The 18,277-nt window shown below is 71.2% G+C and carries 14 protein-coding genes; 12 read left to right on the forward strand and 2 right to left on the reverse strand.

Annotated elements, in window-relative coordinates; translation table 11 throughout:
* Together AB0J67_RS11125 and AB0J67_RS11130 are read left to right on the forward strand one after the other, a co-directional pair.
* Positions 1–796 (forward strand): trypsin-like peptidase domain-containing protein (locus AB0J67_RS11125; protein WP_363479607.1); only part of this gene is annotated, 796 nt, incomplete at its 5' end.
* Between the two features lie 53 nt (positions 797–849).
* Positions 850–1,644, forward strand: coding sequence for a hypothetical protein (locus tag AB0J67_RS11130; protein ID WP_363479610.1), 795 nt, complete (start codon positions 850–852; stop codon positions 1,642–1,644).
* 75 nt (positions 1,645–1,719) lie between these two features.
* On the opposite strand, the gene AB0J67_RS11135 is transcribed toward AB0J67_RS11130, so the two are convergent.
* Positions 1,720–2,292: a DUF3000 domain-containing protein gene (locus AB0J67_RS11135; protein WP_363479613.1), complete on the reverse strand. Its 573-nt coding sequence runs from the start codon at positions 2,290–2,292 to the stop codon at positions 1,720–1,722.
* 113 nt (positions 2,293–2,405) lie between these two features.
* On the opposite strand from AB0J67_RS11135, the gene hemE reads away from it, so the two are divergent.
* The 10 genes from hemE to AB0J67_RS11185 all read left to right on the forward strand — a co-directional run bounded on the left by hemE (position 2,406) and on the right by AB0J67_RS11185 (position 17,671).
* The gene (gene hemE, locus AB0J67_RS11140; protein ID WP_363479616.1) at positions 2,406–3,467 is read left to right on the forward strand and encodes a uroporphyrinogen decarboxylase; all 1,062 of its coding nucleotides are present in this window, start codon (positions 2,406–2,408) and stop codon (positions 3,465–3,467) included.
* Entirely contained in the window at positions 3,464–4,852 is a 1,389-nt protein-coding gene (gene hemG, locus AB0J67_RS11145) for a protoporphyrinogen oxidase (protein WP_363479619.1), read from the forward strand. Before hemE ends, hemG begins: the two co-directional genes overlap by 4 nt.
* 5 nt (positions 4,853–4,857) lie before the next feature.
* A complete protein-coding gene (hemQ, locus tag AB0J67_RS11150) occupies positions 4,858–5,565 on the forward strand; it encodes a hydrogen peroxide-dependent heme synthase (protein WP_363479622.1) in 708 nt (235 codons plus the stop codon).
* A gap of 99 nt (positions 5,566–5,664) precedes the next feature.
* Complete coding sequence (locus AB0J67_RS11155; RefSeq protein ID WP_363479625.1) at positions 5,665–6,687, forward strand: LacI family DNA-binding transcriptional regulator; 1,023 nt, start codon at positions 5,665–5,667, stop codon at positions 6,685–6,687.
* 1,128 nt (positions 6,688–7,815) lie between these two features.
* Positions 7,816–9,195, forward strand: coding sequence for a sugar ABC transporter substrate-binding protein (locus tag AB0J67_RS11160; RefSeq protein ID WP_363479628.1), 1,380 nt, complete (start codon positions 7,816–7,818; stop codon positions 9,193–9,195).
* 82 nt (positions 9,196–9,277) lie between these two features.
* Positions 9,278–10,234, forward strand: a complete 957-nt coding sequence (locus AB0J67_RS11165; RefSeq protein WP_363479631.1) for a sugar ABC transporter permease — start codon at positions 9,278–9,280, stop codon at positions 10,232–10,234.
* Between the two features lie 11 nt (positions 10,235–10,245).
* The gene (locus AB0J67_RS11170; RefSeq protein ID WP_363479634.1) at positions 10,246–11,133 is read left to right on the forward strand and encodes a carbohydrate ABC transporter permease; all 888 of its coding nucleotides are present in this window, start codon (positions 10,246–10,248) and stop codon (positions 11,131–11,133) included.
* 103 nt (positions 11,134–11,236) lie between these two features.
* Positions 11,237–12,877, forward strand: a complete 1,641-nt coding sequence (locus AB0J67_RS11175) for a glycoside hydrolase family 13 protein (protein WP_363479775.1) — start codon at positions 11,237–11,239, stop codon at positions 12,875–12,877.
* A 141-nt stretch (positions 12,878–13,018) separates the two neighbouring features.
* Complete coding sequence (locus AB0J67_RS11180) at positions 13,019–16,477, forward strand: discoidin domain-containing protein (protein ID WP_363479637.1); 3,459 nt, start codon at positions 13,019–13,021, stop codon at positions 16,475–16,477.
* Between the two features lie 198 nt (positions 16,478–16,675).
* Positions 16,676–17,671 (forward strand): LacI family DNA-binding transcriptional regulator, encoded by a 996-nt coding sequence (locus AB0J67_RS11185; RefSeq protein ID WP_363479640.1) that lies wholly within the window; start codon positions 16,676–16,678, stop codon positions 17,669–17,671.
* 72 nt (positions 17,672–17,743) lie between these two features.
* On the opposite strand, the gene AB0J67_RS11190 is transcribed toward AB0J67_RS11185, so the two are convergent.
* Positions 17,744–18,199, reverse strand: coding sequence for a GNAT family N-acetyltransferase (locus AB0J67_RS11190; RefSeq protein WP_363479643.1), 456 nt, complete (start codon positions 18,197–18,199; stop codon positions 17,744–17,746).
* Positions 18,200–18,277: the final 78 nt, after the last annotated feature.

Below are 18,277 nucleotides of genomic sequence, written 5' to 3' on the forward strand. Positions count from 1 at the left end.
GGTCGCGGCGGCCGGCCGCCGCGACCGGCGGCACACCGTGGTGCTCGCGGTGCTGCTGGTGGTGCTGGTCGGGCTGGTCGCCTGGCAGACCGTGCGCATCGAGCAGCTCGGCACCGCGCTGGAGCGTGCCGACGACCGGCTCAGCCGTCTGCAGCAGGAGGACAAGGGCCGCATCGACGCGGCCGAGTCCCGGCTGGGCGCGCTGGAGAAGGAGGTCGGCGGGGCGTTCAATGTGGAGAAGATCGCCGCCGCGGCACTGCCCAGCGTCTTCCGGGTCGAGGCGGACCGCTCCATCGGCACCGCGTTCGCGGTCGGGCCGAAGGCCGACGACGGCGGCACGAACCTGTTCACCAACTACCACGTGGTCGAGGACCTGTGGAAGAAGGGTGGGCGGACGGTGGAAATCACGCGCGCCGGGCAGCGTTTCGATGCGAAGATCCTCCGCGTCGACAAGGTCCGTGATGTGGCCCACCTGCACACCACGGCGAAGTTCACCGGCCTCGCCGTGGCCAAGACCCCGGCGAAGCCGGGTCAGCAGATCGTCGTCGTGGGCGCCCCGCTGGGCCTCACCGACACCGTCACCAGCGGCGTCGTCAGCGCCATCCGCGAGTCCGGCTACGAGGCCGGCCCGATGGTGCAGTTCGACGCCGCGATCAACCCCGGCAACTCGGGCGGCCCGGTGATCAACGGGCAGCACGAGGTGGTCGGGATCGCCGTCGCCGGATACCTGGAGGCGGAGGGCCTCGGCCTCGCCATCCCCATCAGCGACGCCTGCAAGCGTTTCGACATCTGCTGACCGGAACCCCCTTCGGCTCGGCGAGCGCCACCCATCACGGAGGAAGAGAACATATGACCCACCCCGCGTCCCCGGCCGACGAGGCCACCGCGCCGGCTCCGGCCGCGCAGGAGCCCGCCGCCGCGGCGACCGCAGCCCTGCCCGTCGCGGCACCCGCCGCGACCGCGCCGCAGGCCCCGGCCGCCGCGCCGGTGCCCGCCCAGGCGGCACCGACCGCCGCGTACCCGGCCGCGCCCCAGCAGGCGTACCCGGCCGCGCAGCCGGCCTACGTCGCCGCGCCCCAGGCGGGCTACCCGGCCGCACCGCAGGCCGCCTACCCGGCCGCGCCGCAGCAGGCGTACCCGGCTGCCCAGCAGCAGGCATACCCGGCCGGATACGCCCCCGTCCCGGCGCAGCCCGAGGGCTACCCGGTCTCGGCGGTGCCGGTGTCGGCGTACCCGACCTCGGGTTACCCGGGCTACCCGGCCGCCGTGCCCGCGGCGCCCAAGAAGTCGAAGGCCACCCTGGTGCTGGCCGTCGCCACCGGCCTGCTGGTGCTCGCGACCGGCGTGATGACCACCCTGTTCGTCATGAAGTCGGGCGAGCTGAGCGACACCAAGGCCACGCTGACCCAGCAGGTCGCCGACCGCGACAAGACGATCGCGGGCAAGGACAGCGAGCTGACCTCCAGCAAGGGCCAGCTGGAGTCGACCAAGGACGAGCTGGAGAAGTCCAAGCAGGACCTCGAGGGCGTGCAGAACGAGAACAAGGCCATGGTCAGCTGCCTCGACAAGCTGGACGCGTTCTTCAGCGCGCCGAGCGAGGCCAAGGGCAAGGCGATGGACAAGGCCTGCAAGGCCTACCTCTGAGCCAGGCCGCATCCGTGATCGAAGCTCCGGTCGTGCTGCTCCCGCAGCGTGGCCGGAGCTTCGGCCTGTATGAGGTCAGCGCTGCTCGGTGCGGCGCAGCGGGAGCGAGGAGACACCGACCGGCGGCAGGCCCGCGGTGGAGGCCAGCAGCGTGCACCAGGCCGTGACGTGCCCTTCGAGGTGCAGGTCCAGCGGCGTCCAGGAGGCGCGCAGCTCCAGGTCGGTGGTGGGCGGGCCGTCGGCGGCGAGCGCCCCGAAGCGGCTGGAGATGGTCTGGGTCACCGTGCCGCCGATCGCGGCGTAGCCGGAGCTGTGCGCGTCGAGCGCGTCCACCAGCCAGCTCCAGCCCACCTGGGGCAGCAGCGGGTCGGTGGCCAGCTCCGGCTCCAGCTCCGCGGTGACGTACGTGACCAGCCGGGTGTCGCCCTCCCACGCCTCGTGGCCCGCCGGGTCGTGCAGCAGGATGAGCCGCCCGGTGGTGACCTCCTCGCCGCGGCGCAGCACGGTCGCGCCGAGGGCGAACGCGTAGGGGGCGAGCCGGCTGGGCGCCGGCACCTCCTCCAGCGCGATCTCGTCCCGGGGGTGGGCGGCACGCAGCGCGGTGACGGCGCGCGTGAACGTCTCGGGGAGTACGGTCGTGAGCGCCATAGCCGTACCCTAGGGGGCCACGGGACCGTTGTCCCGCTTCGGCGCGCCGATACGGCTCACATCAACGCCACCCGTTCGGCGGTCTTCTTCCGGCCGGTGGCACGATGGCCCTGATGAGCAGCGCAGAGCAGACCAGTCCCGCGGGCCGCCCGACGGCGGGCTCCGCTTTCGTCCGAGCGTGCCGGGGCGAGTCCGTCACGCACACGCCGGTGTGGTTCATGCGGCAGGCGGGGCGTTCCCTGCCGGAGTACCGCGAGCTGCGCGCGGGCGTACGCATGCTGGAGTCGTGCCGGCGGCCCGACCTGGTCACCGAGATCACCCTGCAGCCGGTGCGCCGCCACGGCGTGGACGCCGCCATCTTCTTCAGCGACATCATGGTGCCGCTGGACGCGGCCGGGGTGGACCTGGACATCGTCGCGGGCACCGGCCCGGTGGTCGCCGAGCCGGTCCGCACCATGGCCGACCTCGACCGGGTGCGCCCGCTGGACCCGTCCGCCGTGTCCTACGTGGACGAGGCGGTGCGGCTGCTCACCGCCGAGCTGGGCGAGACCCCGCTGATCGGCTTCGCGGGCGCCCCGTTCACGCTGGCCAGCTACCTCGTCGAGGGCGGCCCGTCGCGCAACCACACCCAGACCAAGGCGCTGATGTACGGCGACCCGGACCTGTGGCACGCGCTGCTGGCCCGCCTGGCCGACATCACGCTGACCTTCCTCAAGGTGCAGATCGGCGCCGGGGTCAGCGCGGTGCAGCTGTTCGACTCCTGGGTCGGCGCGCTGTCCGAGGCCGACTACCGCGAGTACGTGCTGCCGCACTCGCGCGCCGTGCTGGACGGTTTGGCCGACGCGGGCGTGCCGCGCATCCACTTCGGGGTGGGCACCGCCCTGCTGCTGCCCGCGATGGCCCAGGCCGGGGCGGACGTGGTCGGCGTCGACTGGCGCACCCCGCTGGACCAGGCGGCCAAGCTGGTGCCCGGCCACCCGGTGCAGGGCAACCTCGACCCGGCGGTGCTGTTCGCGCCGTGGGAGGTGATCGAGCGCGAGGTGCGCCGGATCCTGGCGGAGGGCCGCACGGCCCCCGGGCACGTGTTCAACCTCGGCCATGGCGTGCTGCCCGAGACCGACCCCACCGTGCTCACGCGCGTGGTCGAGCTGGTCCACACGCTCAGCGTCCGATGACCCGGCACGCGGTCGTCGTCGGGGGCGGGATCGCCGGGCTGGCCGCCGCGCTGCGCCTGTCCGCAGCGGGCGTGCGGGTGACCGTCGTCGAGCAGGCGGACCGCCTCGGCGGCAAGATCCATACTCGGGCCGACGGCGTCGACACCGGGGCCGAGCAGTTCCTGATGCGCGATCCCGTGGGCGGCCCGAGCGCGGCGATGCGCCTGGTCGAGGAGCTGGCGCTGACCGGGCGCCTGGTGCACCCCGTGGCTGGCGGTGCCGGGCTCTGGGTCGGCGGCACGCTGCGCCCGATGCCCACCGGGCACGTGATGGGCGTGCCCGGCCCGCAGACCGTGCTCGACGGCGTCGCCAAGGTGGCAGACCACGACACCGACCGGGGCACGCCGGTGCTGGCCCCCGGCGAGGACCGGTCCGTCGGCGCGGTGGTGCGCGAGCGCGCCGGCGACGAGGTCGTCGACCACCTGGTCGACCCGCTGCTCGGCGGCGTGTACGCGGGCAGCGCGGACGGCCTCTCGCTGGCCGCGACCATGCCCGCACTGCACCGCATGCTCGGCGAGGAGCACACGCTGCGCGGCGCGGTGGCCCGGACCACCGCCGCCAGCCGCGCGCACGGCTCCGGCGCCCCCGTCTTCGGCACCCTCGCCGGCGGCCTGAGCGGCCTCATCGACGCCGTCGCCGCCGAGCTGCGGTCCCGCGGCGTGGAGATCAGGACCGGTCTTCCGGTACGCCGCCTGGAGCGCGACGGCACCGGCTGGGCCGTGTACGTCGGCGCGGCCGCCCCCGACGCCCCCGCGAGCGTGCGCGGCCCGCGCCTGTCCTGCGACCACGTGGTGCTGGCCTGCCCCGCCCGCCCGGCGTCGCGGCTGCTCGCCCAGGTTGCCCCGGACGCCGCCGCGCTGGTCGGCGCGCTCGACTACGCCAGCATCGGCCTGGTCACCCTCGAACTGACCGGCGTCGAGCTGCCCGCGCTCAGCGGCTTCCTGGTCCCGGCCGACCAGGGCCTGACCATCAAGGCCGCCACCTTCTTCAGCACCAAGTGGGCACACCACGCCCGGCCCGGCGGCGTGCTGCTGCGCGCCAGCGTCGGCCGCCACGGCGACCCGGCGGCGCTGCAACGCCCCGACGCCGAGCTGGTGCGCGCGGCGCTCGCCGACCTCGGCACGGTGCTCGGCCACCCGCTGCCGGCCCCCGCCGCGGCCACCGTCACCCGCTGGGGCGGGGGACTGCCGCAGTACGCCCCCGGCCACGTCGACCGGGTGGCCGGCGCACGGGAGCTGCTGGGCGGCCTGCCGCTGGCGCTGGCCGGGGCGGCGTTCGACGGCGTCGGCATTCCCGCCTGCGTGAACTCGGCCGAGCAGGCCGCCGACCGGATATTGGAAGGATGACGGGCATGACCGAACAGGAACAGACCAACGCCGCCCGGCTGCGGGAGCTCAACGACACCATCCGGTACACGATGTGGTCGGTGTTCCGGGCCAAGGCGCCGATGCCGTCGATCCGCTCCGAGGCGGCGGGCGAGGTCGAGTCGCTGTTCCAGCAGCTGGCCGAGAAGGACGTGGTGGTGCGCGGCGTCTACGACGTCGCCGGGCTGCGCGCCGACGCCGACGTCATGATCTGGTGGCACTCCGGCTCGGCCGACGCGCTGCAGGACGCCTACGGGCTGTTCCGGCGGACCGCGTTCGGCAAGTGCCTGACGCCGGTCTGGTCGCAGGCGGCGCTGCACCGCCCCGCCGAGTTCAACAAGAGCCACATCCCGGCGTTCCTGGCCGGCGAGGAGGCCCGCAACTACATCTGCGTCTACCCGTTCGTGCGCTCGTACGAGTGGTACCTGCTGCCCGACGCCGAGCGCCGGGAGATGCTCGCCGAGCACGGCAGGATGGCGCGCGGCTACCCCGACGTGCGGGCCAACACGGTGGCCTCGTTCGCGCTGGGCGACTACGAGTGGATGCTCGCCTTCGAGGCCGACGAGCTGCACCGCATCGTCGACCTGATGCGCGACCTGCGGGCCTCGTCCGCCCGCCGGCACGTGCGCGAGGAGGTCCCCTTCTACACCGGCCGCCGCCGCTCGGTCGAGGAGATCGTCTCCTCGCTGCCGTAAGGGAACGCTCCCACGGCGGCAGCCGCCCGGAAAGCGAACGCAAACTGTAGGGCATCCCGTGCAACTGATTTGCACGATCGTGCCCTACACTTGCGTACCATGACGCGCAGACTCGCCGAAGTGGCGAAGTACGTGGGAGTGAGCACGGCCACCGTGAGCCGTGTGCTCAACGGACGGCCCGGCATCTCCGAGGCCACCCGAACGGCCGTGCTCACCGCCCTGGACGTGCTCGGGTACGAGCGCCCGACGAAGCTGCGCGGCGAACGTGCACGTCTGGTCGGCCTCGTGCTGCCCGAGCTGCAGAACCCGATCTTCCCCGCCTTCGCCGAGGTCGTCGCGGGCGCGCTGGCCAAGCGCGGCTTCACCCCCGTGCTCTGCACCCGCACCGCCGACGGCGTCGCCGAGTCCGACTACGTCGACATGCTGCTGGAGCAGCAGGTCTCCGGCGTCATCTTCGCCGGCGGCAACTACGCCCAGGCCGACGCCGAGCACGAGCACTACCGGCGCCTGCTCGACCGCGGCCTGCCCGCGATCCTGGTCAACGCGGGCATCGAGGACCTCGGCTTCCCCCGCGTCTCCGCCGACGACGCGGTCGCCACCGAGCAGGCGTACAACCACCTGGCCTCGCTCGGCCACGACCGCATCGGCCTCATCCTCGGCCCGCCCGACCACATGCCCTCCCAGCGCAAGCGCCAGGCCTTCACCGGCCCCGACGAGCTGGTCGAGCGCACCATCTTCTCCATGGAGGGCGGCCACGCCGCCGCGGCCCGCCTCATCGGCCGCGGCGTCACCGGCATCATCTGCGCCAGCGACGTGCTCGCCCTCGGCGCGGTACGCGGCGCCCGCCGCCTCGGCCTGTCCGTCCCCGGCGACATCTCCCTCGTCGGCTACGACGACTCCGCCGTCATGACCTGCACCGACCCACCCCTGACCACGGTCCGCCAGCCCATCGAGGCCATGGGCCAGGCCGCCGTGGCGCTCCTGGTCAGCGAGATCGCCGGCAACGTCGTCCCCGCCGACGAGCTCCTCTTCGAACCCGAGCTCGTGGTACGCGGCTCCACCGCCGCCGTGTCCCCCGCCGCCGCCCGCCCCGTCCCCGCCCAGGCCCGCGCCACCGACTAACCCACCCGGCACCGCCGCCCCCACCCCGCCCGACCTGCAACTCCGGTCCACATAACCCCGCCCCACCGAAGGCCCCGCCGCCCCGCGCCGGGGCCTTCACCGTCCCCCCACCAGCCCCGCCTCCCACCAGCCCGCCCCCTACCAGCCCCGCCCACACCTGCCCCTTGCGCCGCTCCGCACAGCGCCAGCCGGGACGAATATCGCTGCTTTTGGTCGGGAAGTGCAGTCCGACCTCAGGTTCTGACCGGAACCGCAGATCTTGGGCAGGGGCGCTCGGCCGTCGGCGGGGTTACGGGGAGGCCGGCGGTGAAGATCGCGGTTTCCGGTCGGGAAGTGCGGTCGGACCTGGGGTTCTGACCGGCGCTACGGATCTTGGTGGGGGAGTTCGGTTGCTGGCGGGGCTTCGGGGGAGGCGGACGAACGAAGAAGGTTTTGACCGGAACTGCAGATCTTGCCTGGGGGTTAATCGTCGATGCCGCGTCCCGGGGTGTGATGGCGGGCCAAGATCGCTGCTTTGTGTCGAAACCCGAACTCAGACTGCACTTCCTGACACGGACCGCCGATCTTCCCCACAGCCACCCGGCCCACACCGGGCCCACCGGCTCCCCCGCGAGCCCGGCAGCCCTACGCGGGCCTCGCCACCGCGAAGTCCCCGACCCGCTGAAACGTTGCGTAAACGTGACCGCCGACCCCGCCCACCCCCTCCTCGGCGCCGCCCTTCCCCACCCACAGACCCCAACCTGACGGCACAACGTTCCCCACCGTTCCCTGACCTGCACATTCGTGACTTCCACGCAACGCGTTACCGACCAAAGACCGCAAAGACACGACAGCATGCCGAGATGATTGCGAAACCGCATCGACACATACGCGTGAGCCCCGCCACACACATCCCTTGCTGCGCATACTCCACCCCCATGCGCGACAACATCCCGTCAAAATTTTGCGTAACTATCTTGATACCTTGCGGAAATGAGTCGCCATCGCTACAGTGACTTCACCTACACCTGACCTTGGAAAATGCGAGGCAGGTCACACGGAAGCCAGCGCAACAACACGACGCCGCCGCGGCGACCTGTCACCGCGGCTCCGTAGATCACGAATCCTGTTTCCCGAAGGGATGGACAGATGTCCGTACCGCACTTCCGGAGGGTCGCCGCGATCGCGCTCGCGGCCGGCCTGGGACTGGGCCTCGCGGCCTGCTCCACCAAGGGCGATGACGAGACCGACGCCGCCGGCAAGACCATCATCACGGTGGACTGCCAGCCGGTCGGTGCTCAGAAGAACCTGCTGCAGGCCTGGAACGACGACGTGAAGGCGTTCGAGGCGGCCAACCCCGACATCAAGATCAAGAGTGTTTCGGTCGGCACCCAGTGCGCCAACCCGCCGGACTTCACCGCCCGCCTCAACGGCGGCTCGATGACCGACGTGTTCTACGGCTACATGACCGACGTGCAGCAGGTCATCGACTCCGGCCAGGCGATGGACATCACCGCCTACGCCAACAAGGACAACATCCCGACCTGGGACGACGTGCTGGCCGACGCCAAGAACACGTTCACCAAGGACGGCAAGGTCTGGGGCATCCCGACCAAGAACTACTCGATGGGCCTGGTCTACAACAAGACCCTGTTCGCCAAGGCCGGCCTGGACCCGAAGTCCCCGCCGAAGACCTGGGCCGAGGTCCGCGAGGCCGCCAAGAAGATCGCGGCGCTGGGTGACGGCGTCGCCGGTTTCGGTGAGTACAGCTCGGGCAACACCGGCGGCTGGCACTTCACCGCCGAGCTGTTCTCCCAGGGCGGCACCCCGGTGACGGCCGACGGCAAGAAGGCCGACTTCAACAACGACATGGGCAAGAAGGTCCTGCAGAACCTCAAGGACATGCGTTACACCGACAACAGCATGGGCTCGCGCCAGCTGCTCGGCTGGGGCGACCTGCTGACGCTGGCCGGTGCCGGCAAGGTCGGCATGTTCGTGGGCGCGCCGGACGCGACCACCGCGATCGTCACCCAGTTCCAGGGCAAGTACGAGGACTGGGCGATGGGCCCGATGCCCGGCCAGGACGGCCCGGCCAAGGGCACGCTCGGCGGCGGTGAGGGCTACTTCTTCAAGGCGGGCCTGTCCGAGGACCAGATCAAGGCCGGTCTGAAGTGGCTCGCGTTCGAGAAGCTCACCCCGGGCAAGGGCCAGTTCGACTACGCCCGTGCCAAGAGCCTGAACGAGCAGGTGGGCCTGCCCCAGCCGCAGCTGTTCACCCCGGGCAGCGCCTCGCAGAAGGCCGAGTTCGACCTGCGCAAGGCCAACGGCAACATCGCCCCCGAGGACTTCGCCGCGTTCGAGAACAACCCGGTCGCGATCAAGTTCGAGCCGGCGAACGCGCAGGGCATCTACGCGATCCTCGACGGCGCGATGTCGGCGATCCTGACGAACCCGAACGCCAGCGTCGACGAAGAGCTGAAGAAGGCCGAGGAGAAGGTCAACCAGCTCCTCGCCCAGGCCGCGAAGTAACAGACGACGGGGGGTCGGCCGCCGGCCGGCCCCCCGTCCTCCGCGCGGACCTGACCTCACCCTTTCCCCCAGGAGTGATGACATGGCGATCGCCACCGTCCCGGGCGCCGGCATCGACGTCGGCAGCCAAGCGCCCCCGCCCGCCGCCGATCCGCGGCGCGCCCGGCGCAACCGTCGTATCAAGGAGAACCTCACCGGATACGGGTTCCTGGCCGGCGCGGTGCTGTGCTTCGCCTTCTTCTCCTGGTACCCGATGATCCGCGGCATCGTGATGAGCTTCCAGCGGACCCGGCGTGGCGAGACCACCTGGGTGGGCTGGGACAACTACGACCGCATCGTCAACGACCCGAGCTTCTGGACCGCGTGGCAGAACACCCTCTACTTCACGGTGCTGGCGCTGATCCTCGGCTACGCGGTGCCGTTCTTCCTGGCCGTGCTGCTCAACGAGTTCCGCCACGCCAAGGGCTACCTGCGCATCCTGGTCTACCTGCCGGTGATGCTGCCGCCCGCGTCGGCGCTGTTCCTGTTCAAGTACCTCGCGTACGACCCCAGCGACGCCGGTCTGTTCAACGCGATCCTCAAGGCGGTCGGCCTGCCGACCTCGCAGTGGATGCAGTCGACCGACATGACCATGCCCGCCATGGTGCTCGCCTCGACCTGGATGAACATGGGCGGTGCGGTGCTGATCTACCTGGCCGCGCTGCAGAACATCCCCGGCGAGCTGTACGAGGCGGCCGAGCTGGACGGGGCCGGCATCTGGCGGCGGATCACGAACGTGACCATCCCGCAGACCAGGCTGATCCTGTCGCTGATGGCCATGCTCCAGGTCGTCGCCACGATGCAGCTGTTCATCGAGCCGCTCATCCTCGCCAACGGCGCCGGTACGCAGGACTCGGCCACCTCGGTCGTGTACCTCATCTACCAGCACGGCTTCTTCCAGAACGACCTCAACGGCGCGGCGGCGCTGGGCGTGATCATGCTCGTGGCGCTGATCGGCTTCTCCGCCGTGTACGCCCGGCTGAACGCGAAACAGGACTAGGGGAACGAGTCATGGCGCAGTATTCCGAGACCCGGTCGCTGATCTCCTTCGCGCAGCTCCAGCGGGGCCGCGGCAAGGTGATCTACTGGACCCTGCTCATCACCGTCCTGGTCGTCTTCACCCTGGTCTTCATCGGCCCGCTGTACTGGATGGTCACCGGCGCGCTCAAGTCCAGCCCCGAGCTGGCGCAGACGCCGCCGACGCTGTGGCCGGCCGAGCCGCAGCCGGAGAACTACACCGAGGCGTGGGACCGGCTGGACCTGGCCAAGCTGCTGTTCAACACCGTCTACTACGCGCTGGGGGCGCTGGCGTTCCAGCTGGTGCTGGACACGGCGGCGGCGTACGCGCTGTCGAAGCTGCGGCCCCGGTTCGGCAACATCGTGCTGGGCGCGATGCTGGCGACGCTGATGATCCCGGCCATGGTGCTGATCATCCCGCAGTACGTGACCGTGATCGACCTGCCGATCCTGCACATCAGCCTGATCGACTCGCCGTTCGCGATCTGGCTGCCGGCGGTGGCCAACGCGTTCAACATCTTCCTGCTGAAGCGGTTCTTCGACTCGATCCCGGAGGACCTGATGTCGGCGGCGACGATGGACGGCGCGGGGTCGATGCGCGTGCTGTGGTCGATCATCCTGCCGATCTCCCGGCCCATCCTCGGCGTGGTGTCCATCTTCGCGGTGACCGCGGTCTGGAAGGACTTCCTCTGGCCGAAGCTGGTCATGCCCTCGCCGGAGACGCGCACCATCAGCGTCGGCATCTACGCCTTCTCCGGCGGCACGCCGCAGAACGTGGTCGTCGCCGCGGCCGTCATCGCCGCCATCCCGACGATCATCTTCTTCCTGATCTTCCAGCGGAGCATCATGTCCGGCCTGACCGCCGGCGGCCTCAAGGAGTAGCCAGGCCGCGGGCCCGCCCGCGCGGCGGGCCCGGCCGCTCCGCTCAGTTCCACATCCAGTTTCGCGTTCCCGTAAGAGGAAGCAGGTATCTCTCGTGGTTGACATCGGAGCCATCGCGCCGAGGGGGGTGCGCCCGGCGACGGACGCCTGGTGGCGTGACGCCGTCATCTACCAGGTCTACGTCCGCAGCTTCGCCGACGGCAACGGCGACGGGGTGGGCGACCTGGCGGGCGTGCGGGCGCACCTGCCGTACCTGAGGGACCTGGGCATCGACGCCATCTGGTTCAACCCGTTCTACGTCTCGCCGCAGGCCGACGGCGGGTACGACGTCAGCGACTACCGCAACATCGACCCGATCTTCGGCGACCTGGCCGAGTGCGAGGAGATGATCCGGGAGGCGCACGCGCTGGGCATCCGCGTCATCGTCGACGTGGTCCCCAACCACTGCTCCGACCAGCACCCGTGGTTCCAGGCGGCGCTGGCGGCCGGGCCGGGCTCGCCCGAGCGCGACCTGTTCTGGTTCCGGCCGGGCCGCGGCGAGCACGGCGAGCTGCCGCCCACCGACTGGACGTCGAACTTCGGCGGCGGCACCTGGACCAGGGTCGCCGACGGCGAGTGGTACCTGCACCTGTTCGACGGCGCCCAGCCGGACTGGAACTGGGACCACCCGGCCGTGCGCGAGGAGCACGAGTCGGTGCTGCGGTTCTGGTTCGACCGGGGTGCCGACGGCATCCGGATCGACTCGGCCGGCCTGCTGATCAAGGACCCGAACCTGCCCGAGGTGGGCACCACCGAGCGGCACCCGTTCGAGGATCTCGACGAGGTGCACGACGTCTACCGGGCCTGGCGGCGCATCGCCGACGAGTACGGCGGCCGCGCGCTGATCGGCGAGGTGTGGATGCCCGACGTGCAGCGCTTCACCAACTACCTGCGCCCCGACGAGATGCACACGGCGTTCAACATGAACTTCCTGTGCAGCGCCTGGGACGGCCCGCTGCTGCGCGAGGTCGTCGACGACACGCTCAGCTCGCACGCGCCCGTGCAGGCCCCCGCGACCTGGGTGCTGTCCAACCACGATGTGACCCGCCACGTCAGCCGGTACGGCCGGGCGGAGACCTCGTTCTCGTTCAAGGGCCGCACCCACGACACCCCGGTCGACCTGGAGCTCGGCACCCGGCGCGCCCGCGCCGCGATCATGCTGGCGCTGGCCCTGCCCGGCTCGGCGTATCTCTACCAGGGCGAGGAGCTGGGCCTCTGGGAGGTCGAGGACATCCCGGCCGAGCTGAAGCAGGACCCGATGTGGCACCGCACCGCCGGGGCCGACCCGGGCCGCGACGGCTGCCGGGTGCCGCTGCCCTGGTCGGGCGCGCAGGCGCCGTTCGGGTTCAGCCCCGACGGCGCGGCGGGCAAGCCGTGGCTGCCGCAGCCGGCGGCGTGGAAGGCGTACACCGCCGAGGCGCAGACCGGTGACCAGGGCTCGATGCTGGAGCTGTACCGCCGCCTGCTGGGCCTGCGCCACAACGAGCCCGCGCTCGGCGACGGGCCCATGTCGTGGCTGGACAGCGACCCGCAGGTGCTGGCGTTCCGCCGGCCGGGGCCGGACGGCCTCGACGTGGTCTGCGTGGTCAACCTGTCCGGCGCGCCGGTCGAGCTGCCCGCCCACGCGGCGGTGCTGCTGTCCAGCGGCCCGCTGGACGGCACCCGCCTGCCCGTGGACACCGCGGTCTGGATCCGCCCCGCCTGACCGCCCTCACCTGATCCACCCCACCGGGCACGAGAGGAGCCCGACGCTCAGCATCGCCCAGGCCGTGGCGGCGCGCGCCCCCACCCGCGCCGCCTCATCCGCTCCGGTCCCCCCGTCCCACACCGGAAGGCAACACAGGCAATGAACGAGCACAGCAGTCCCCCCGCAACGACGACAAACCCGCGGGCGTCGCGGCGCCGCACCGGGCTGGCCGCCGCGGCCGCCTGCTCGGTGCTGGCCGCCGCCGCCCTGGTGGCGGTCACCGCCGGCGCCCTCCTGCCCTCGCCTGCCCAGGCCGCCTCGCTGTCCCCGCTGGCCGTGCCCGGCCGCGGGGCGACCGTGGCGTTCACCGAGTTCGAGGCCGAGGAGCAGCCGACCAACGGCACGATCCTGGCGCACACCCGCTACTACGGCCAGCTCGCCTCGGAGGCCTCGGGCCGCCAGGCGGTCGTGCTGGACGCGGTGGGGGAGTACGTCGAGTTCACCCTCACCAAGCCCGCCGACTCCATCAACTTCCGGTACAGCCTGCCGGACAACGCCGCGGGCACCGGCCGCGACGCGACCATCGACCTGCGGGTCAACGGGACGTTCCTGAAGAGCGTGCCGGTGACCTCGAAGTACGGCTGGTTCTACGGCGGCTACCCGTTCAACAACAACCCGGGTGACACCAACCCACACCACTTCTACGACGAGCAGCGCAGCCTGCTGGGCAGCACGTACCCGATCGGCACGAAGATCCGGCTGCAGGTGAACTCGACCGCGCAGTCGCCGAGCTTCACCATCGACCTGGCCGACTTCGAGCAGGTCGGCGGCCCGAAGAGCAAGCCCGCGAACGCGATCGACGTGGTGGCCGACTTCGGCGCCGACCCCAACGGCGGCACGGCCGACAACACGGCGAAGTTCCAGGCCGCCGTCGACGCCGGAAAGGCGCAGGGCCGGGTCGTCTGGATCCCCGCGGGCACCTATACCGTCTGGGACCACATCGTGGTCGACGGGGTGACGCTGCAGGGCGCGGGCATGTGGCACAGCGTGCTGACCGGCCGCCACCCCACCAACCGCAACCGCGCGGTCGGCGTCTACGGCAAGTACGTGGCCGGCGGCGGCTACGGCGGCGAGATCCGGTCGCACGAGGCGGGCGGCCCGAGCCGCAACGTCACCCTCAAGGACTTCGCGATCATCGGCGACATCCGCGAGCGGGTGGACAACGACCAGGTCAACGCCATGGGCGGGGCCATGACCAACTCGGTGGTCGACAGCGTGTGGATGCAGCACACGAAGGTCGGCGCCTGGATGGACGGCCCGATGGACAACTTCACCATTCGCAACAGCGTGATCCTGGACCAGACCGCCGACGGCGTGAACTTCCACACCGGCGTGACCAACTCGACGGTGACCAACACGTTCGTCCGCAACACCGGTGACGACGGCCTGGCCATGTGGCCGGAGCGGATCCCGAACGTCAACAACACGTTCTCGTTCAACACGGTCGGCGTCACGATCCTGGCGAACAACATCGTGTCGTACGGCGGCCGCGACATCAAGATCACGGACAACGTGGTCGCGGACACCATCACCAACGGCGGCGGCATCCACATCGGCAACCGCTACCCGGGCGTCAACTCGGGCCAGGGCACGGCCGTGGCGGGCACCTTCACCATCGCCCGCAACACCCTGATCCGCACCGGCAACTCCGACTACAACTGGAACTTCGGCGTCGGCGCGATCTGGTTCTCCGGCCTCAACGAGCCGATCAACGGCGCGACCATCAACATCACCGACACCGACATCCTGGACAGCTCGTACGCGGCGCTGCACTGGATCGAGGGCGGGGCGACCGGCATCCACTTCAAGAACGTCCGGATCATCGGCGCCGGCACGTACGCGCTGCAGGTGCAGTCGCAGGGCCAGGCGACGTTCGAGAACGTGACCGCGTCCGGCATCGCGCAGAGCAACCCGATCCACAACTGCGTGGGCCCGTCGTTCCAGATCACCCAGGTCGGCACCAACTCCGGCTGGTACGCCAACCCGCCCGCCTGCACCGGCATCTGGCCGGCGCCGGTGTGGACCGGCGGCCCGACCACGCCGCCGAGCAACAGCCCGCCGCCGCCCAGCTCCCCGCCGCCGCCCTCGGCGCAGCTGAGCCTGAGCACCTCGAACCTGGTCTTCGGCACGCAGAACGTGGGCACCACCAGCGCCGCGCAGACGGTCACGGTGAGCAACCCCGGCTCGGTCGCGGTCAACCTGAGCGGCGTCGCCGTCAGCGGTGACTTCGCCCGGACCACCACCTGCGGCGCGACGCTCAACCCGGGCGCGAACTGCACGGTCTCGGTGACGTTCACCCCGACCGCCACCGGCACCCGCAACGGGCAGCTGTCGGTCGGCAGCAACGCGCAGGGCAACCCGCACGTGGTGAACCTGACCGGGTCGGGCGTCAACCCCAACGGCAACCTCGCCGCGGGCCGCCCCGCCACCGCGACCAGCCAGACCCAGTCGTACGCCGCGGGCAACGCGGTGGACGGCGACGTGAACACGTACTGGGAGAGCGCCAACAACGCCTTCCCGCAGTCGATCACGGTGGACCTGGGCGCGAGCCTCAACGTCAACCAGGTCGTGCTGAAGCTGCCGCCGTCGTGGGGCACCCGCACCGAGACCCTCCAGGTCCTCGGCTCGACGGACGGCTCGAACTTCAGCAGCCTGGCCGGTTCGGCCGGGTACACGTTCAACCCGGCCACCGGCAACAGCGCGACGATCAACTTCACCGCCGCGTCGCGCCGCTGGGTCCGGGTGACGGTCACCGGCAACACCGGCTGGCCCGCGGGCCAGTTCAGCGAGTTCGAGGTGTACGGCAACGGCACCCCGCCGCCGCAGACCCCGGCGATCGGCCTGTCCTCGTCGAGCCTGGCGTTCGGCAACCAGACCGTGAACACGACCAGCGGCGCGCAGTCGGTGACGGTGACCAACAGCGGCACGGCGGCGGCGACGCTGGGCGCGGTGTCCGTCAGCGGCAACTTCGCCCGCACCACCACCTGCGGCTCCTCGCTGGGGGCGGGTGCGTCCTGCACCATCTCGGTGACGTTCACGCCGACCGCGGCCGGGACCCGCTCCGGCACGGTCAGCTTCACCAGCAACGCGCCGGGCAGCCCGCACACGGTCAACCTGGCCGGCAACGGCGTCGTCGCGAACACCAACCTGGCGCTGAACCGCCCGGTGACCGAGAGCGGCCACGCCGACGTGTACGGCGCGGGCAACGCGGTCGACGGCAACTCCGGCACGTACTGGGAGTCGCTGAACAACGCCTGGCCGCAGACGATCACGGTGGACCTCGGCGCGGCGACCTCGGTGTCGCGGGTCGTGCTGAAGCTCCCGCCGCCGGCCGCCTGGGCCACCCGCACCCAGACCCTGTCGGTCCTGGGCAGCACCACCGGCAGCTCGTACAGCACGGTCAAGGCCTCGGCGGGCTACGTGTTCAACCCGTCCACCGGCAACACCGTGACCATCACCTTCCCGGCGACCAGCCAGCGCTACCTGCGCCTGAGCTTCACCGGCAACACGGGCTGGCCCGCCGGCCAGCTCGCCGAGTACGAGGTCTACGCCTCGTAACCCCGAACCCCGGTGGGGAGGGTGAGCGGCCCTCCCCACCGGTCCACCTTGCGGAAAGGAAGGGCACCTTCTTAACCCTATGGGTAGAGGAAGGTGCCCCTCTTAACGCTTCAGCCCACGGGCATGGGCCCGTTGCGTGATCCGGTTTACCGGTTCACCCGGCATGCGCGCGGAGATCGGCCGGTTACAGTAACCGGCGTGACGCGCAGACTCGCCGAAGTGGCGAAGTACGTGGGGGTGAGCGAGGCGACGGTGAGCCGTGTGCTCAACGGCAAGCCGGGCATCTCCGAGTCGACCCGCACCGCCGTACTGACCGCCCTGGACGTGCTCGGCTACGAGCGGCCCACCAAGCTGCGCGGGGAGCGGGCGCGCCTGGTCGGCCTCGTGCTCCCCGAGCTGCAGAACCCGATCTTCCCGGCGTTCGCCGAGATCGTGGCGGGGGCGCTGGCGCAGCGCGGCTTCACCCCGGTGCTGTGCACCCGCACCGAGGAGGGCGTGGCCGAGTCGGCGTACGTCGACATCATGATGGAGCAGCAGGTCTCCGGCGTGATCTTCGCGGGCGGGCTGTACGCGCAGGCCGACGCCGAGCACGAGCACTACCACCGGCTGCGCCAGCGCGGCCTGCCCGTGGTGCTGGTCAACGCGGCCATCGACGGCCTGGGCTTCCCGGTCGTGGCGGCGGACGACTCGGTCGCGGTGGACCAGGCGTACGGCCACCTGTCCTCGCTCGGGCACACGAAGATCGGCCTGCTGCTGGGCCCGGCCGACCACGTGCCCTCGGCCCGTAAGCTCGCCGCGTTCAAGCTGCGCACCGGGCAGAGCAAGCCGCCGGTGGCGCGCACCATCTACTCGATGGAGGCGGCGCAGGCCGCGGCGGTCCGGCTGATCAAGGACGGGGTGACCGGGCTTATCTGCGCCTCCGACGTGTTCGCGCTGGGCGCGGTGCGCGCGGTGCGCCGGATGGGGCTCAGCGTGCCGGAGGACATCTCCGTGGTCGGATACGACGACTCGCTCTTCATGGCCTGCACGGATCCGCCGCTGACCACGGTGCGCCAGCCCATCGGGGCGATGGGCCAGGCCGCGGTGGCGATGCTGGTGTCGCAGGTGGACGGTGGCGAGGTCGCGCCGGACGAGTACCTGTTCGATCCCGAGCTGGTGGTGCGCGCCTCGACGGCGGTCGCCCGGCAGTCCTGACCCGCTCGAGCGCGAAGCCCCGGTCCTGCCGCGCTGACGGCGGGAGCGGGGCTTCGTTCGTGCGGGCCGGGCTCAGCCGCGGCGCATCGGCAGGTGGGGGATGCCGTCCTCGATGAACTCGGGGCCGCTGGGCGCGAAGCCGTACTTGGCGTAGAACTTCGCCAGGTGCGCCTGCGCGTCAAGCACGGCGGGGTCGTCGCCGACCACGGCCAGCGCCGCGGTGAGCAGCTGCCCGGCGAGCCCGTCGCCGCGCGCCGCGGGTGCGGTGACGACTCGGCCGATGCGGTGGACCGGGCCCGTGGGGCCCTCGTCGATCAGCATGCGCAGGTAAGCGACGGGCCGGCGGTCCACCTCGTACCACAGGTGCCGGGTGCCGGGCTCGGTGTCGCGGCCGTCGATGTCGGGATAGGCGCACTCCTGCTCCACCACGAACACGTCGGCGCGCAGTTTGAGCAGGGCATACAGGGTGGCGGCGTCCAGGTCCTGGAAGCTCGCGGTACGGAAGATCATGGGCGCTGCCGAGATCATCGTTGAATCGTAGTCGGTGAGCCGCCTCACCCTCACTTTCGCCCGTGACCCTTCGTGATCCAGTATTTAGACCGACCA

The sequence above is a fragment of the Catellatospora sp. NPDC049609 genome (assembly GCF_040675365.1).
Taxonomy (GTDB): Bacteria; Actinomycetota; Actinomycetes; order Mycobacteriales; family Micromonosporaceae; genus Catellatospora.

What these genes read in the sequence shown, in the direction of transcription:
- AB0J67_RS11165 (WP_363479631.1), top strand. Translation starts at nt 9,278, where the DNA reads ATGGCGATCGCCACCGTCCCGGGCGCCGGCATCGACGTCGGCAGCCAA.
- AB0J67_RS11130 (WP_363479610.1), top strand. Translation starts at nt 850, where the DNA reads ATGACCCACCCCGCGTCCCCGGCCGACGAGGCCACCGCGCCGGCTCCG.
- AB0J67_RS11155 (WP_363479625.1), top strand. Translation starts at nt 5,665, where the DNA reads ATGACGCGCAGACTCGCCGAAGTGGCGAAGTACGTGGGAGTGAGCACG.
- AB0J67_RS11170 (WP_363479634.1), top strand. Translation starts at nt 10,246, where the DNA reads ATGGCGCAGTATTCCGAGACCCGGTCGCTGATCTCCTTCGCGCAGCTC.
- AB0J67_RS11190 (WP_363479643.1), bottom strand. Translation starts at nt 18,199, where the DNA reads ATGATCTCGGCAGCGCCCATGATCTTCCGTACCGCGAGCTTCCAGGAC.
- hemG (WP_363479619.1), top strand. Translation starts at nt 3,464, where the DNA reads ATGACCCGGCACGCGGTCGTCGTCGGGGGCGGGATCGCCGGGCTGGCC.
- AB0J67_RS11160 (WP_363479628.1), top strand. Translation starts at nt 7,816, where the DNA reads ATGTCCGTACCGCACTTCCGGAGGGTCGCCGCGATCGCGCTCGCGGCC.
- AB0J67_RS11180 (WP_363479637.1), top strand. Translation starts at nt 13,019, where the DNA reads ATGAACGAGCACAGCAGTCCCCCCGCAACGACGACAAACCCGCGGGCG.
- hemQ (WP_363479622.1), top strand. Translation starts at nt 4,858, where the DNA reads ATGACCGAACAGGAACAGACCAACGCCGCCCGGCTGCGGGAGCTCAAC.
- AB0J67_RS11135 (WP_363479613.1), bottom strand. Translation starts at nt 2,292, where the DNA reads ATGGCGCTCACGACCGTACTCCCCGAGACGTTCACGCGCGCCGTCACC.
- hemE (WP_363479616.1), top strand. Translation starts at nt 2,406, where the DNA reads ATGAGCAGCGCAGAGCAGACCAGTCCCGCGGGCCGCCCGACGGCGGGC.